At 67.9% G+C, this 13912-nt stretch carries 18 protein-coding genes and 1 pseudogene; 10 read left to right on the top strand and 9 right to left on the bottom strand.

From position 1 onward, the window contains the following. Positions 1-4: 4 nt before the first annotated feature. Both modA and ACGFJ2_RS28000 read right to left on the bottom strand, forming a co-directional pair. Positions 5-811, bottom strand: coding sequence for a molybdate ABC transporter substrate-binding protein (modA, locus tag ACGFJ2_RS27995; RefSeq protein WP_393473140.1), 807 nt, complete (start codon positions 809-811; stop codon positions 5-7). A 10-nt stretch (positions 812-821) separates the two neighbouring features. Next, positions 822-1235, bottom strand: a complete 414-nt coding sequence (locus ACGFJ2_RS28000) for a helix-turn-helix transcriptional regulator (protein ID WP_357957616.1) — start codon at positions 1233-1235, stop codon at positions 822-824. 150 nt (positions 1236-1385) lie between these two features. On the opposite strand from ACGFJ2_RS28000, the gene ACGFJ2_RS28005 reads away from it, so the two are divergent. The 5 genes and pseudogenes from ACGFJ2_RS28005 (at position 1386) to ACGFJ2_RS28025 (ending at position 4068) form a co-directional block, all read left to right on the top strand. Continuing rightward, complete coding sequence (locus ACGFJ2_RS28005) at positions 1386-1559, top strand: hypothetical protein (protein ID WP_393473143.1); 174 nt, start codon at positions 1386-1388, stop codon at positions 1557-1559. After that, positions 1556-1888, top strand: a complete 333-nt coding sequence (locus ACGFJ2_RS28010; RefSeq protein WP_357957614.1) for a YnfA family protein — start codon at positions 1556-1558, stop codon at positions 1886-1888. Before ACGFJ2_RS28005 ends, ACGFJ2_RS28010 begins: the two co-directional genes overlap by 4 nt. Before the next feature lie 350 nt (positions 1889-2238). Beyond that, positions 2239-2493 carry a GntR family transcriptional regulator gene (locus tag ACGFJ2_RS28015; protein WP_358180133.1) on the top strand — a complete coding sequence of 85 codons (255 nt, stop codon included), beginning with the start codon at positions 2239-2241 and terminating at the stop codon, positions 2491-2493. A gap of 282 nt (positions 2494-2775) precedes the next feature. Next, positions 2776-2970: pseudogene (locus ACGFJ2_RS28020) on the top strand (helix-turn-helix domain-containing protein); the annotation flags it as partial. Between the two features lie 123 nt (positions 2971-3093). Beyond that, a complete protein-coding gene (locus tag ACGFJ2_RS28025; protein ID WP_393473977.1) occupies positions 3094-4068 on the top strand; it encodes a CPBP family intramembrane glutamic endopeptidase in 975 nt (324 codons plus the stop codon). Between the two features lie 78 nt (positions 4069-4146). Here the strand turns inward: ACGFJ2_RS28025 and ACGFJ2_RS28030 are convergent, their stop codons facing one another. Both ACGFJ2_RS28030 and ACGFJ2_RS28035 read right to left on the bottom strand, forming a co-directional pair. Further along, positions 4147-5106: a CU044_5270 family protein gene (locus ACGFJ2_RS28030; RefSeq protein WP_393473148.1), complete on the bottom strand. Its 960-nt coding sequence runs from the start codon at positions 5104-5106 to the stop codon at positions 4147-4149. Then, a complete protein-coding gene (locus ACGFJ2_RS28035; protein ID WP_357957608.1) occupies positions 5106-5792 on the bottom strand; it encodes an RNA polymerase sigma factor in 687 nt (228 codons plus the stop codon). Before ACGFJ2_RS28035 ends, ACGFJ2_RS28030 begins: the two co-directional genes overlap by 1 nt. Before the next feature lie 88 nt (positions 5793-5880). Here ACGFJ2_RS28035 and ACGFJ2_RS28040 point away from each other — a divergent pair, with 88 nt between their 5' ends. Continuing rightward, on the top strand, positions 5881-6537 hold the full coding sequence (locus ACGFJ2_RS28040) for a response regulator (protein ID WP_393473151.1): 657 nt from the start codon (positions 5881-5883) through the stop codon (positions 6535-6537). Positions 6538-6553: 16 nt separating this feature from the next. Here ACGFJ2_RS28040 and ACGFJ2_RS28045 read toward each other — a convergent pair whose 3' ends face one another. Together ACGFJ2_RS28045 and ACGFJ2_RS28050 are read right to left on the bottom strand one after the other, a co-directional pair. After that, the gene (locus tag ACGFJ2_RS28045; RefSeq protein ID WP_393473154.1) at positions 6554-7297 is read right to left on the bottom strand and encodes an ABC transporter permease subunit; all 744 of its coding nucleotides are present in this window, start codon (positions 7295-7297) and stop codon (positions 6554-6556) included. Beyond that, positions 7294-8178 (bottom strand): ATP-binding cassette domain-containing protein, encoded by an 885-nt coding sequence (locus tag ACGFJ2_RS28050; RefSeq protein ID WP_357957602.1) that lies wholly within the window; start codon positions 8176-8178, stop codon positions 7294-7296. Before ACGFJ2_RS28050 ends, ACGFJ2_RS28045 begins: the two co-directional genes overlap by 4 nt. A gap of 130 nt (positions 8179-8308) precedes the next feature. On the opposite strand from ACGFJ2_RS28050, the gene ACGFJ2_RS28055 reads away from it, so the two are divergent. Further along, on the top strand, positions 8309-9886 hold the full coding sequence (locus ACGFJ2_RS28055) for a sensor histidine kinase (RefSeq protein WP_393473157.1): 1578 nt from the start codon (positions 8309-8311) through the stop codon (positions 9884-9886). Positions 9887-10152: 266 nt separating this feature from the next. On the opposite strand, the gene ACGFJ2_RS28060 is transcribed toward ACGFJ2_RS28055, so the two are convergent. Next, entirely contained in the window at positions 10153-11040 is an 888-nt protein-coding gene (locus ACGFJ2_RS28060; RefSeq protein WP_393473160.1) for a LysR family transcriptional regulator, read from the bottom strand. 241 nt (positions 11041-11281) lie between these two features. On the opposite strand from ACGFJ2_RS28060, the gene ACGFJ2_RS28065 reads away from it, so the two are divergent. Genes ACGFJ2_RS28065 through ACGFJ2_RS28075 form a run of 3 tightly spaced genes read left to right on the top strand, consistent with a single transcriptional unit; the run spans position 11282 to position 12625 of the window. Next, a complete protein-coding gene (locus ACGFJ2_RS28065) occupies positions 11282-11653 on the top strand; it encodes a DUF4267 domain-containing protein (protein ID WP_357957596.1) in 372 nt (123 codons plus the stop codon). Between the two features lie 19 nt (positions 11654-11672). Beyond that, a complete protein-coding gene (locus tag ACGFJ2_RS28070) occupies positions 11673-12179 on the top strand; it encodes a cupin domain-containing protein (RefSeq protein WP_357957594.1) in 507 nt (168 codons plus the stop codon). 32 nt (positions 12180-12211) lie between these two features. Beyond that, a complete protein-coding gene (locus ACGFJ2_RS28075) occupies positions 12212-12625 on the top strand; it encodes a DUF2871 domain-containing protein (protein ID WP_357957592.1) in 414 nt (137 codons plus the stop codon). Positions 12626-12636: 11 nt separating this feature from the next. Here the strand turns inward: ACGFJ2_RS28075 and ACGFJ2_RS28080 are convergent, their stop codons facing one another. Then, positions 12637-13290, bottom strand: coding sequence for an HNH endonuclease family protein (locus ACGFJ2_RS28080; protein ID WP_357957590.1), 654 nt, complete (start codon positions 13288-13290; stop codon positions 12637-12639). Between the two features lie 132 nt (positions 13291-13422). Further along, the gene (locus ACGFJ2_RS28085; protein WP_357957588.1) at positions 13423-13839 is read right to left on the bottom strand and encodes a hypothetical protein; all 417 of its coding nucleotides are present in this window, start codon (positions 13837-13839) and stop codon (positions 13423-13425) included. Between the last annotated feature and the right edge of the window lie 73 nt (positions 13840-13912).

Raw genomic sequence — 13912 nt, forward strand, 5'->3', positions numbered from 1 at the left:
GCGATCAGGGAGCCTCGAAGCCGGCCTTGGTCAGCACGTCCTTGCCCTGCGGCGACAGCACCAGATCCACGAATTGCTTGGCCAGGTCGCCGGCCGGCGCCTTGGCCAGTGTGGCGATCGGATAGTCGTTGATCGCCTTGTCCGCCTCAGGGAACTCCAGCCCCTGCACCTTGCCCGCCGAGGCGATCACATCGGTCTTGTACACCAGCGCCGCGTCCACCTCGCCCAACTCGACCTTGGTCAGCGTGGCCTTGACGTCCTGCTCCAGCGTCACAGGCTTGACCTTCAGCCCGGCCGCGTCCAGCGCCTTGACCGCCGCCGCCCCGCACGGCACCTGCTCGGCGCACAACGCCACCTTCACCTTGCTGTCGGCCAGGTCCGTCAACTCATCCACCTTGGCCGGATTGTCCTTCGGCACGGCGATCTCCAGCTTGTTACGCACGAACGTGGTCGGCGCACTCGCCAGCGACGCGTCGGTCACCGTCTTCATCGTGGCCGGGCTCGCCGCGGCGAACACATCCGCCGGCGCCCCCTGAACGATCTGCTGGGCCAGCGTCGCGCTGGAGCCGAAGTTGAACTTCACCGTCGTGCCCGGATGCGCGGCCTCGAAGGTCTTGCCGAGCTCGGTGAACGTCCCGGTCAGCGACGCCGCCGCGAACACCGTCACCTCCTTGGCCCCGTTCGCGGCGGCGGACGACACCGATGCTGTGGAGGAGGTGGCCGGTTGCCCGGAGCCGCAACCGGACAGGCCCGCCAGCGCGAGCACGACGGGCAGGGCGATCGCCCATCGGGAAAGACGCCTGAACACCAAGGAGGGCTCCTCACAAATAACTGGCCACGCGCTCGTGACCGGGAATCTCCACGACGACGTTGGTGGACTTGATCACGGCGACCGCCACCACCCCCACCTCCAGGCCCAACTCATCCGCGGCCTGACGGCTCATCAGCGAAACCACCCGAAACGGCCCGGCGGCGATCTCCACCTGCGCCATCACCGAATCGCGGATCACCTCGGTCACGATTCCGCGAAAGCGGTTACGCGCCGAGGAGCGACTACCGCCGTCGCTCTCCTCGATCTGCGAGCGAGCGAAGGCGGCCAGATCGGCGCCGTTGACCCGCCGGTGACCGTGCTCATCCCGCTCGGCGCCCAGCCGACCCGCGTCCACCCACCGGCGAACGGTGTCGGCGCTGACCCCGAGCAGTGCCGCGGCCTCGCTGATCCGAAACGTCGTCACAAGCCTCACGATACCTTCCGCACATTCAAGCCTGAATACCCGTCTTCCACCGCAGCAGCGGCGTGACTTACGGTTCTGCCATAGCATCCACGAGGCTCGGACCTCGGTTGCTCCCGCCGCTGGGCCGTCACATCCGCGCTCGCTGCCGCCTTGCCGGCCACGCCCACGCCCGCCACCACAGCCACGGCCGCGGTCGCTGCCGGTCCATCCTCCGCCAAACAGAGCGTCGTCGGCACGGTCGTCCTCATGGCGACCGGGATGTGGACGCTGACCAGCCCCGACACTGACCCGCTCCGGCCCGGCCTGGTGCAATGGCTGCTATGACGATCGCCCGTTCTCTGCTGTTGTTCGGTCTGGCCGCGCTGTTCGAGATCGGCGGCGCCTGGTTGATCTGGCAAGGCGTGCGCGAGCAACGCGGCCTGATCTGGGTCGGCGCGGGCGTGATCGCGCTCGGACTGTACGGTTTCGTCGCCACCTTTCAACCCGACGCCCACTTCGGACGCATCCTGGCCGCCTATGGTGGCGTGTTCGTGGCCGGCTCGCTGATCTGGGGCATGATCGCCGACGGCTTCCGTCCCGACCGCTGGGACGTCATCGGCGCGCTGATCTGCCTGGCGGGCGTCCTGGTGATCATGTACGCGCCCCGCGGCTGACCCGTACGGCACAAAGGGCCTGCGCTCCGCTCCAGGCGTCCTTCCAGGGGCGCCTGCGGCGCACAACGGGCTTCGCAGTCAGCGCTTCGCGCTTCCGGGGGCTTCAGGCGTAGCCCCCAGTCGGGCCAACGGCCCGACCCCTGCAGGACCTCGCTACGCTCGGACGCCCTCCTCAGGCGCAGGCTTCGCCTGCGCGTTCTCCGCTGGCCTCAAAGGCAAGAGATATCGCTTTCCGTTGATGTGCAGGAAGCATGGAGTGGCCTCAGGGGTCTCCCGGGCATCTGTCCCAGGCGAGGTCCAGGGAAGCTGTCGAGCCGCGATGGTAGCTCAGAGTTGCCTACAGTTACATCGTGATCGAGTTCCGTGAGGATCAGCCGAGATGGCAGCAGGCCGCACAGGTGATCCGCGAACGCATCGCGGCAGGTGTCTACCGCCCCGGCTCACGCGTGGCAAGCGAGAACGATCTCATGCAGGAGTTCGGCATCGCCCGGATGACCGCCCACAAGACGATGAGAGCCCTTCGCGAAGAGGGGGCTATCTACACCGTCCGCGGCATGGGCAGCTTCGTCAGCCTGCCCGACGCCAGCAGCCCCTCCCAGGCGTAGGCCATGGCGCCGAGCCGACAGCCCAGCGTCGCGATGGCGAACTCATACCGTGCGGCCCACCAGACAGCGCGCCGGAGACACCTAATCAGTACAGAAACGAGCCTGATTGGAAAAGCTGTGACGTACTAACCCTGTTTTCCGCATGCGAGTGATCTTCGCGTCGAGGATGAGGCTGCCGGTGGGGATGGCAGGACGTCCGGCGTAGAATCTGTCGATCCAAGCTGAGGGCTCTGTTTCTGCGCGAACCTCCGCGTACTCGGTGGGGACGTCTCCGACGTGGAAGTGAAGCAGTCCCAGCGCGAGCTGCCGAAGACGATCCGGGAGACCCTGTCGGCCTTCGCCAACACCCACGGCGGAGTGCTCATCCTCGGCCTGAGCGAGAGTACAGGATTCACAGCGACCGGTGTCCATGATGCTTCGAAGCTGTCCAACGACCTAGCCTCGCTCTGCTCCACGGACATGGAACCCGCTCTGCGGCCGTTGATCCGCGGCTCGAGGCGCCTGTATGCCCAGGTGGGGCGGCTGCGTTCTCCCCAGGTACCCCTAGCTATACCCCCATTGGGGCGTACATGGGAGCGACCGGGAGGGCCCCTGACTGATGTGCTGATCACTGTCAGTCAAGCGCATCTCTCAGGAGAAAATGAAATGACAGTCGACAGTCGGCGGGGCAGCGAGCATTACGCGAGTCAGACCGGGCTACGGGGTTTCATCCGGCGTCGTCCGCTGCTCAGTTTCTTCGTGCTGGCGAATCTGATGAGCTGGGCCGCCTGGACGCCCTACATTCTCTCGGCGACCGGCCTGGGGATCTTAGATTTCACCTTCCCTTCGGTGCTCGGGACCACGCAGTTCGCCGGTGTTCTCCCCGGCGCCTATCTCGGACCCATTTTCGCCGCGTTCATCGTGACCGCGGTCGCGGACGGCAAGGCGGGCCTTCGCCGGTGGGTCGGGCGGATGATGAAGTGGCGGGTCAGCTGGATCTGGTACCTCGGGGCCGCCGCCGGTGTTCCCACCGCCATCATCATCAGCGGTTTCGCGGTGTCCAACGAAGACATCCACATGCCGCCCGTCGCCGTGCTGGTGGCCTATCTGCCCAGTCTGCTGCTCCAGATGGTCACCACCGGACTGGCGGAAGAGCCCGGCTGGCGTGACTTCGCCCTGCCCCGCCTGCAGCGCAAGTTCGGCCCGCTGGTCGGCACCCTCATCCTCGGCCCGCTGTGGGGCTTCTGGCACGTGCCGCTGTTCCTGAGCGAGTGGGGCGGGTGGCCGAACGTCACCTGGCTCACGGTCGCCGAGTTCATCGCCTTCGCCTGCCTGTTCAGCGTGATCGTCACCTGGGTGTTCAACCGGACCGGCCAGAGCCTGCCGCTGGTCATGGTGCTGCACGTCAGCGTCAACAACTTCATGTCGCTCGCCTACGCGGACATGTTCCCGTCGATCGCCAACGCGCAGCAGACGTCCCACGTCACCCTGCTCGCGAGCGGTACGGCAGCGATCATCATTCTCGTCGCGACCCGCGGCCGCCTTGGCTACCGCAAGACCGAGGAAGCCGTGCCGGAGGCCACTCATCAGAGCTGAACGATCACACTGCGGAAGCGAGGGCGTGGGGCCGGGAATCGGTCCCGCGCCCGCTGTGCGTCTTCACCTCGGGCCCGGTTACGGAACGTCCCCCGCGTCGTCCACGATGCCGACCGCCACCTGAGCCACCGAGAAGACCACCTCGCCCTTGGGCAGCTTGCCGTACGGGGACCGCGCATCCGCTCCGCCGATGTAGACGCGGCGCCCCCCGAGCAGGGCGAAGGTGTTCGGGTCGATGATGATTTCCTGGCGAATCCCCTCGTCGGTGTCATCCGTGTAGATGGCCAAGCCTTCTCTGCCCAGCAGATCGCGTACCTTCTCCACGCCGACCCCGTCCAACTTCGACAGGACGGTGTAGAAGGCGGCGCGCAGGCGAGCCGCTGGAGCGCCTTCTTGCAGGATCATCAGGACCTGATGGGAGACCGCCCGCGCCTCGGGCAGAGGAATCATCTCCGCTGTGTCCTTTTTCAGGCGTTCCAGCAGAGCGTCCGGATCCAAGGGGAGCGAGCGTAGGTAGGCGGGGTCGAACCGTACACGGGGATCCTCCCCGCCTTTGCGCCTTTGGATCGTCTTGCTGTCCTGCTCCCGCATGGCCCTTTCCTTGCCATCCCCCCGGGTCCACATTTCCGCGGTGTACCGCGAGTTTGTCTTGGCGATCTTGGGTGTGCGGTAGAAGTCCCTCTTGGTGTACATCCACTGATCGGCTCGCGGGTAGACGTCCGTCTGGTGCGCCGCCGCCGCTGTCGCGCGCTTGGCCAGGGTCTCCGCGTTCGCCATGGGCAGCCATGCCGGGGCAGTGGCGGTTCCTCCCTTCCCCGGGTCATCCGTACGGACGGACTGCACCACTGTGACACCGGCCGCGATCGTGACGCCGAGGACGCCGACGGCGGCCACACGCAGCGCCATACGGGGGAGTCGGCGCCTCGGTCGCTCCTGAGCCATCGAGGCCAGCATCCGCCGGCGGGCGCCGTGGAGATCGCGTTCTTCGCTCTGCCGCACCTGCGACCGCAGGTCGCGGACCATGTCCAAATCGTTCATCAGACCTCCTCGGTGACGTCGGTCGGGTTGCTGCCGCCCAGCGCGTGGGCGATCTTGCGGCGGGCGCGGGACAGCCGGGACCGTACGGTGCCGATGGGCACACCCAGCGCCTGCGCCGTTTCCTCATAGCTGAGATCGCCCCAGGCGATCAGCAGCAGTACGTCGCGCTCGCCTCGACCCAGCTTGGCCAGGGCGGCCGCGAGCCGTTCCCGGGTCGCCGAGGCGGAGACCCGGGCGACCACCCGCTCGTCGAAGGCCACCGCCACGGGGTCCTCGCCGGTTCGGGCGAGGGCCCGGTAGCCGCGTACCTCTGCCCTGCGGTGGGTGCCGATGATGTTCGTGGTGATGCCGTACAGCCACGGCAGGGCGTCCGAGCGGTCGAAGGCGTACTTGCGCCGCTTCTCGAACGCCCTGGTGAACGTCTCGGCCACCACGTCCTCCGCGTGATCCGGACCCAGACGCCGGACGACGTAGCGGTGCAGTACGGCGGCATGCCGGTTGAACAACTCGGCGAAACGCTCCGGCTCGCGCAGCGACGCTTCGATGATCGCCGAGTCCTCCATCGGGGCCAGCACGTCGAAGGCCGCCGGATCCTCTGCCAGGTCGCCTCTTCGTGGCTGAGCGGATGTCGCCATGCGGAGCGTCAGGCCCGCCGGGGTCGGATCCTCATATGGAATGGGTGTCACAGCCGTACTTATCCGGATACAGGAGAATGGTTCCAATCAACGCCGAACCTTAGGCCGTGGGGAGCGACGCGGCGGTAGCGTCTGAGGCGTGATCAAGGTGCTGCTCGCCGACGACGAGGTCCTGGTCCGGGTGGGCGTACGAGCCATCTTGGCCGCCGCCCCGGACATCGAGGTGGTCGCGGAGGCGGGCAACGGGCGGGAGGCGCTCGAACTCGCCCGTACGCACCGACCGGACGTGGCCCTGCTCGATATCCGGATGCCGCTGCTGGACGGGCTGAGCGCGGCGGCGGAGCTGCGCCGGGCGGCCCCCGATGTCGCGGTGGTGATGCTGACGACGTTCTCCGAAGACGGGTACATCATCAGGGCGCTGGACGGCGGGGCGAGCGGTTTTCTGCTCAAGTCGGGTGATCCGTACGAGCTGATGGCGGCGATACGGGCCGTGCACGGTGGTGCGGCGTTTCTCTCGCCGCAGATCGCCCATCGGGTGATTCAGCAGGTCAGCGGCGGCCGGATGAGCCGGCAGTCGGCGGCCAAGGAGCGGATCGCGGTGCTCACGCCGCGCGAGCGGGAGGTGCTGGCGCTGGTCGGCGCCGGGTTGTCCAACGCGGAGATCGGCGGGCGGCTGTTCCTGGTGGAGGGGACGGTCAAGGCGTATGTGAGTGCCGTGCTGGGCCGCCTGGAGGTGAAGAACCGCGTCCAGGCGGCCGTGCTGGCGTACGAGGCCGGGCTGGTCCCGCGCGACTGACGGGGTGAGCCGCTGGTCAAGCGTCGCGTTTGCGCATCACCCACATCCCAGCGGCGACCACCGCGGCGGCCCACGCGGTGAGTACGAGGCCGGATGCCGCCTCCCCCGCGATGAAGCGCTCCCCGACGGGGGCGGGCGTGTAGTAGGCGAGCGTGTTGAGGAACTCGGCGTCCAGCGAGGTGGCGAGCCCCTGCAACCCGATCGGGAGCACGAACAGCAGGGCGAACAGCATCGTGATGGCCCCGGCCGATCTGCGGATCAGCGTGCCGAGTCCGAGGGCCAGCATGGCGATGAGTGCCAGGTACGCCGCGATGGCCAGGATTCGCCCGGTCACCTGTCCGGCGTCGAATTCCCAGTACTTCTCCAGCTGCGGAGCGCTGGCCGCCACGCCGAGGACGGCGATGAGCCCGCCGGCAACGAATATCGCAGCGCCCACGACGGCCGTCTTGGCCAGCACCAGCCGGGTGCGGGAGGGCGTGCAGGCCAGCGTCACCACGATGCTGCGGGTGGCGTACTCGCTGGTCACCGCCAGTATGCCGAGCGATCCGAAGATGAGCTGCACCCAGTCCAGGCCTTCGATGACCGACGACACCGGTTCGACCGGTAGGCCATGTTTGCGCAGAAAGACGGCCGTGTCCTTCGCCTCCAGCACCGCCACCAGCAGCATCGTCAGGAGCGCGCCGCCGGCGAACCACCAGGTGGAGCGGACGGAGCGGAGCTTCAGCCACTCGGCGGCGGCCGCGCGGGTCAGGGCGTTCATGCGTGGGCTCCGAACTCGGTGCTGTCGGCGGTCAGCCGCATGTACGACTCTTCCAGCGAGGACTCGACGGCGCGCAGTTCGTACAGCGGCAACCCCAGCTCGTACGCCTGCCGGCCGATCTGCTCGGTGGTGTGGCCGCTGACGGTCAGCTCGTCCGGGCCGGTCCAGCGCGCGGCGGGCAGGACGTCGGCCAGCGGTCGCAGTCGCGGTCCGCGTACCCGCACCTCCGAGCCAGCGAGCAGGCGCTCCATCGGCTCGTCGGCGATCAGCCGGCCCTTGCCGAGGACGATCAGCCGGTCGGCGGTGCGCTCCATCTCGCTCATCAGATGGGAGGAGACGAAGACCGTGCGGCCCTCGGCGGCCAGCGATCTGAGCAGGGTGCGGATCCAGCGGACCCCGTCGGGGTCGAGGCCGTTGACCGGCTCGTCCAGCATCAGTACCTCGGGATCGCCGAGCAGCGCGCCCGCGATGCCGAGCCGCTGGCTCATGCCCAGGGAGTACGTCCCGGCGCGGCGGCGGGCCGCCTCCGTCATTCCGGTGAGGGCGAGGACCTCCTCGACCCTGGATAAGGGCAGGCCCTGGCTCACGGTCATGGCGCGCAGGTGGTCCCGGCCGCTGCGGGCAGGGTGGACGGCCTTGGCGTCCAGCAGGGCGCCGATGGTACGCAGCGGACGGTCGAGGTCCGCGTAGGGGCGGCCGCCGATCAGGGCGGTGCCGGAGGTGGGGGAGTCCAGGCCCATGATCATGCGCATGGTGGTCGACTTTCCGGCGCCGTTCGGGCCGAGGAAGCCGGTGACCGTGCCGGGGGTGAGCTCCAGGGTGAGATCGTCGACGGCGGTCTTGTCGCCGTAACGTTTGGTCAGTCCGTGCAGCGTGATCATCAGGCTCCTTTGCCGACAGGGGTCTCGACCATAGGGATCCGGAGATGGCCGGGATCATGCACGATCGGCAGCGGGTGCCCCTTACTTTCGTCAGGTGTGGCGGCGTGCGGCACGGCGTAGCGTGACCGCCATGAATTGGTCGTTCCGGGACATCGTCATGAAGACGTTCCCGGCCGATCTGCTGCTCTGGCTGGCGGTCACCGTGCCGGTGTTCCTGGCGAACGAGTCGCCCGAGGTGGGGCAGCCTCCCGGTCTTCCACTGCCCTGGGCGAGGATCGCCGCCGTACCGCTGCTGGCGCTGGCCGTGGCCGTGGGCCGGCGGTGGCCGGTCGTGGCCGCGGCCGTGCCGGTGGGGCTGGCTCTGGCGGTGACACCGGAGCTGTACACCGACACCTTCATGATCCCCCAGCTGTTGCTGGCGTTCCTGCTGGGGCGGCGCACCGCCGGTATGCGTCCCGGGCTGCTGTTCTTCGCCGGGGTGTGCCTGGCGGGGCTGGTGGCGGTGAATCTCACTCCCGGCCTCACGCTGTCGGACTGGCTGTCGCTGGTCACCACTGCGGTGACGAACATCCTGCTGCCCTGGCTGGCCGGCCGGTACGTCCGCCAGCACGACGGCCTCGTCCGCACCGGATGGGAACTCGCCGAGCGGCTGGAGCGGGAGCAGAGCCTGATCGGCGAGCGGATGCGACTGGTGGAGCGGTCCCGGATCGCCGGGGACATGCACGACTCGCTGGGGCACGAGCTGAGCCTGATCGCGCTGAGCGCCGCCGCGCTTCAGGTACATCCGGGGCTGGACGAGTCCGCCCGCCAGGCGGCCGCCGAGCTGCGCGGGTCCGCTGCGAGGTCCACCGAACGGCTGCGCGAGATCATCGGGGTACTGCGGGAGGACGGCGAGAGCGCGCCCGTGCTGCCGTCCGGCGACACCGTGGCCGCGCTGGTCGAGCGGGCCGCCGCGTCGGGGATGGCGGTGACGCTCCACGGCGAGCTGGAGCCGCTGCCGCCGATGGCCGACCGGGCGGTCTACCGGGTGGTTCAGGAGGCGCTGACCAACGCCACCAAGCACGCGCCGGGCGCCGCGGTCACCGTACGGCTGGGCACGGACCACGCGTCCGGCGAAGCGGAGGTCACCGTGGTCAACGCGGCGCCCCCGGCCGGGCCACTGCCGGCGGTCCTCCCGGGGGAACCGTCCGGTGGCTTCGGGCTGGTCAGTCTGGACGAGCGGGTCCGGCTGGCCGGGGGCAGGCTGCGGGCGCGGCCCGCCGACGGCGGCTTCGCCGTCACCGCCCGGCTGCCGCTCACCGCGGGGGTCGCGGCCACGCCACCCGACTCGCAGCGGGAGCTCGCCCTGGCCCGCCGCAAGGTACGGCGCAGAATGATCGACGCGATCTGGCTGCCGATCGCGGCGGCCGCCGCCCTGATGCTGGTGACCTCCGGCTACGACCTCTACACCGCGCGCCGCTCGGTGCTGGACGCCGGGGTGTACGCGGAGCTGCGCGTCGGCCAGAGCCTGGCGTCGCTCGGGTCACGGTTGCCCGCGTACCAGGTGAACGACCGCGGACGGCCGAGGGGCGCGCCTGCGGATCCGCAGGGCGCTGACGAGTGCCGCTTCTACCGGATCAGGGCGAACTCGCCGTCGCCGACGTACCGGCTGTGTTTCACCGGCGGACGGCTGTCGCACAAGGACGAGGTGCCGACAGTACGACGCTGACGGCCGTGGCCTGTGGCGGGGATGAAGTACGGCTGAATCAGCCCCTGGCCAGCGCGGGCGACATGGGTCCACGGTGATCTGCATCCGGCGAATGTCGTCCCTGTGGACGGCGCCCTCGCGGGCATCATCGACTTCGGCGCCCTCTGTGCCGGGCCGGAGACCGAGGTCTCCCCGGCGGCAAGAAGACCTGGGGACCCGCGGGTCGCTCGACGATCGACCGTGTTCTGGCGTCGATCTAGGAAGCCGTGGACTGAGTCGGCACGCGGTCAGAGAGGCGGGGTGCCCAGATCGGTGATGACTTGGGCGAAAGCGCGGACGAGGTCGTTCTCTGTCTCCGTACGCCACACGATGCCGTACGCGAGAGGTTCCATGTCGGTGATGGGCAGCCACACGATGTCGGGACGTGGCCAGTAGCGAGTCGAGTGAGCCGGCAGGAGATTGACGATCTCCCCGTTACTGACCAGCGAGAGCAGCTCGTCCATGTTCGCCACCAGGGGTCCGCGTTCGATCGTGCGGCCTCGGGGAGTGTGGAAAGGGATGAAGCTGTCCTCCCAGTAATCGGGAGTGCTCCGGGCACCGGAGTGCTGGTAGAACGCGATGTCCTCCACGGAAGCCGATGCCCGTGGCGCCAGCTCGTGGTCGGCGGCCACGGCGAGTACGCGGCGGTCCTTGAACAGGATGGGGCCCACGCTGAGGTCGGGCTCTTCGACGGGCAGCCAGGTGACCAGGATGTCGAACTCGCCGGACCGCAGGCCGGCGAACGGGTCGACGAAGGAGGCGTGGCGGAGGCGGAGCTCGCAGTGCGGGTGGCGGGCCCGGAAAGTGTCCCAGAAGGGGCGAAGCTCGTGGGCGTTCACCGGCATCATTCCGATGCTCAGCCGTGCGGTCTTGCCACGGGCGGTGTCCTTGGCCCGTCGGACCGTGTCGGCCAGGGTGAGGTAGATCGGCCGGAGGTCCTCGCGCAGCTGACGGCCGAAGGGTGTGAGGCGGACCGTGCGGCTGGTCCGGTTGAAGAGCGCCGCGCCGAGAGCGCGTTCCTGCTTCTTGATCGCCTGGCTGACGCGTGCGGGGGTGAGATGCAGCCGTTGGGCGGTGCGGCCGAAGTGCAGCTCGTCGGCCAGCGTCAAGAAGATCTCGATGTCGCGAAGCTCCATGATCCCTCTGGATCGTTAAGTCGAGGTTGATGCTCCGTTGTCGGATCTGGCGTTGTTCCAGATGGAGAGCGTATTCGATGCTGAGGCTGGTCCGAGTGGAGGTCCGGCGCCCACTCGGCCATGACGATCAACCCCACCCCTCTGGTTCCAGCTGACCGAATTCCTAGCGCCGCTAGCGCAACTGTCGCAGCTATGTTAGCGTCACTCTTGCAACTAGCAGCGCTAGAAATTGGAGTGGATCGTGCTTACCCCCATCGCTTACGGACTCGCTGTCGTGCTCGACCTGTTCATCCTCTTCATCGGTCTGCAGTTCCTGCGGGCGCCGCAGGCCGCCGCCGCCGGCTATGGCGTGCCCGCCAAGAAGGACGGGGACGCCGTCTACCTGACCATCAAGGGCCAGCGCGACGCCGTCTACGGCCTCGTCGGCCTGGCCCTGCTCTTCTTCGTGGGGGTCCGCGCCGAGGCATGGTTGATGCTGGTCGTGGCCCTCATTCCGCTCACCGACACCGTCATCGTCCTGCGTAACGGCGGCACCAAGGCGGTGGCGTTCGGCATCCACTTCGCCACCGCCGTGGTCGTCCTCATCTGCGCCGTCCTGCTGTTCCTCGCCTGAGCCTTAAGGAGCCACCGAAATGTCGCTCATCGTGCCCAACTCCGACAAAAACGAGAACAAGTCCGTCATCGTGCGCTCCGGGGACGCCGAAGTGATCGGCCAGGCCCCCACCACCATCCGGCTGCTGGCCGACAGCAGTTCAACCGGTGGCGCGCTGTCGACCCAGCGGGTCACGCTCGCGAACGGCGCGGACGGCGCCAAACCGCACCGCCACGGCGCCTCCGCCGAGCTGTTCTACATGCTCGACGGCACCGCGCAGTTGCTGTCCGGCGAGCAGGTCGTCACCGCCGAGCGTGGGGACCTCGTGATCGTGCCGGCCGGTCTTCCCCATGCCTTCGCCGCGGCGCCGGGAGAGGACGCCGACATCCTCATCGTCATCACTCCGGGCGTCGAGCGGTTCGAGTATTTCCGCCACCTGGAGCGCATCGCGTACGGCAAGGTGCCGCCGGAGAGCCTCCTTGACGTGCAGGAGCTCTACGACACCTACTTCCTCACCAGCACGACCTGGAACGACGCCAGGTCCTGAAGCGCCGCCAGCCCCCCAGAAAGGCGTTAATCATGAAAAAGCTCCTCCATGCGGCGCACATCTACATGATCATTGGCGTGATCAGTGGTCTGTACTATCGCGAGCTCACCAAGTTGACCGACTTCACGGGCGACACCCAGCTCGGCGTGGTGCACACGCACCTGCTCGTGCTCGGCATGTTCTTCTACCTCATCGTGCTGGCGTTGGAGAAGCTGTTCACCTTGTCGGCCAGCCGGCTTTTCAACTGGTCCTTCTGGGTCTACAACGCCGGTCTCGCGTTAACCGTCCTGATGATGATCATCCACGGCACCCAGACCGTCCTGGGCGCTCAGACCAGTGCGATGATCTCCGGCCTCGCCGGACTGGGGCACATCGTGCTGACCGTGGGTTTGGTCCTTTTCTTCATCAACCTCGGCAAGCGGATCCCTGCCAAAGACGAATCCTGATCATGGGCCGCTCAGCAGGTGCGGAGCATGTTGAGCAGGGCCACCTTCTCCTTTCGGGTCACGAGGAGCCGGTAGTGATGCTTCACGGTGATCCACGAGGTCGCGTACCGGCACCAGTAGGCGCGGCGCGGCGGACGCCAGCTCTGCGGTCCTTGGCCGCCCTTGGCGATGTTGGCGGAGTGGCTGATCACCACCAGCTCGGGGCGGGTGAGGTCGTTGGCGAAGGCGCGGCGCCGCGCCTGGCTCCACTTGCTCGCCCCGGAGCGCCAGGCGTAGGACAACGGCACGACATGGTCGACGTCGACCAGTCTCTCGCTTTTCAGCCGCTTGCCGTCGTACGGGCTGTACCAGACGCCCTTGACCGGATGGCAGGCGGCGTTTTTACGTACGCGTCGCCCGTCGCGGGCCAGGACCACCTCTCGTGCGTCGCACCTGCCCTTGTGGTGCGCCCACCGGGGCAGGAACCGCCGGTGGCTGTAACCACGGATGGATAACGGCTTGGCGACCTTCAACCGGGCCAGCATGCGGCGGCCCGCCGTTCCGCCCTCGGCCTGCGACCGTTCGCGCACGTCGGCGGCCGCCGGTGGCGTGGCCGTGGTGGCGGTGATCGGGATGGCCAGAAGGGTGAGTACGGCGACTCCCACTGTCCGCCTCAAAAAGATCATGCTTCTACCCTTACCAGCTACTTCCGCTGACCGCGATTCTCACGACAGGGATGCTGCGGGTCCATGGTGCTGACGGACCGTGTGGGAGGAGTCGCCAGTGCGGCGGGGTCACCGCTCGTTACGTTGCCCGGCTTAGTAGATGCGGTACTTGCGGCCACAGTTGTCGAACTTGCCCGCCCAGCAGGTGAACGTGTACACCTTCTTGATCCCACGCCCGCTCCAGCGGCCGACGACCTCACCGTCCCACGACTGGTTGAACTTGTGCCAGCTGCCGTTCTTGTAGTACTCGAACCACACCCAGCCCTTCTTGCCGCCGACGTTGTCCACCCCGTGCCACGTCGTGAAGATCTTGCCGCCGCTCTTCCACGTCCTGCCGAACGTGTACGCCTTGCGGTCACTGGAGAAGAATTTGCCCCAGTTCACCGTGAAGGTGGTCGCGCTCGCGGTGGTGGTCGTGGTCTGGGTGGTCGCCTGGGCGGCCGGGCTGAGAGCGATACCGGTGAAGGCCATCGAGCCGGCCAGAGCCGCGATCGCAAAGGTCTTACGCATTGGGTTCCTCCCCCTTGTCGGTGCTGCCGGGTTCGTCCGGCAGGACAGACATTAGGGAGACGGCCAGCGATCA

The organism is Nonomuraea sp. NPDC049028 (assembly GCF_043197735.1).
In the GTDB taxonomy this organism is placed as follows: domain Bacteria; phylum Actinomycetota; class Actinomycetes; order Streptosporangiales; family Streptosporangiaceae; genus Nonomuraea.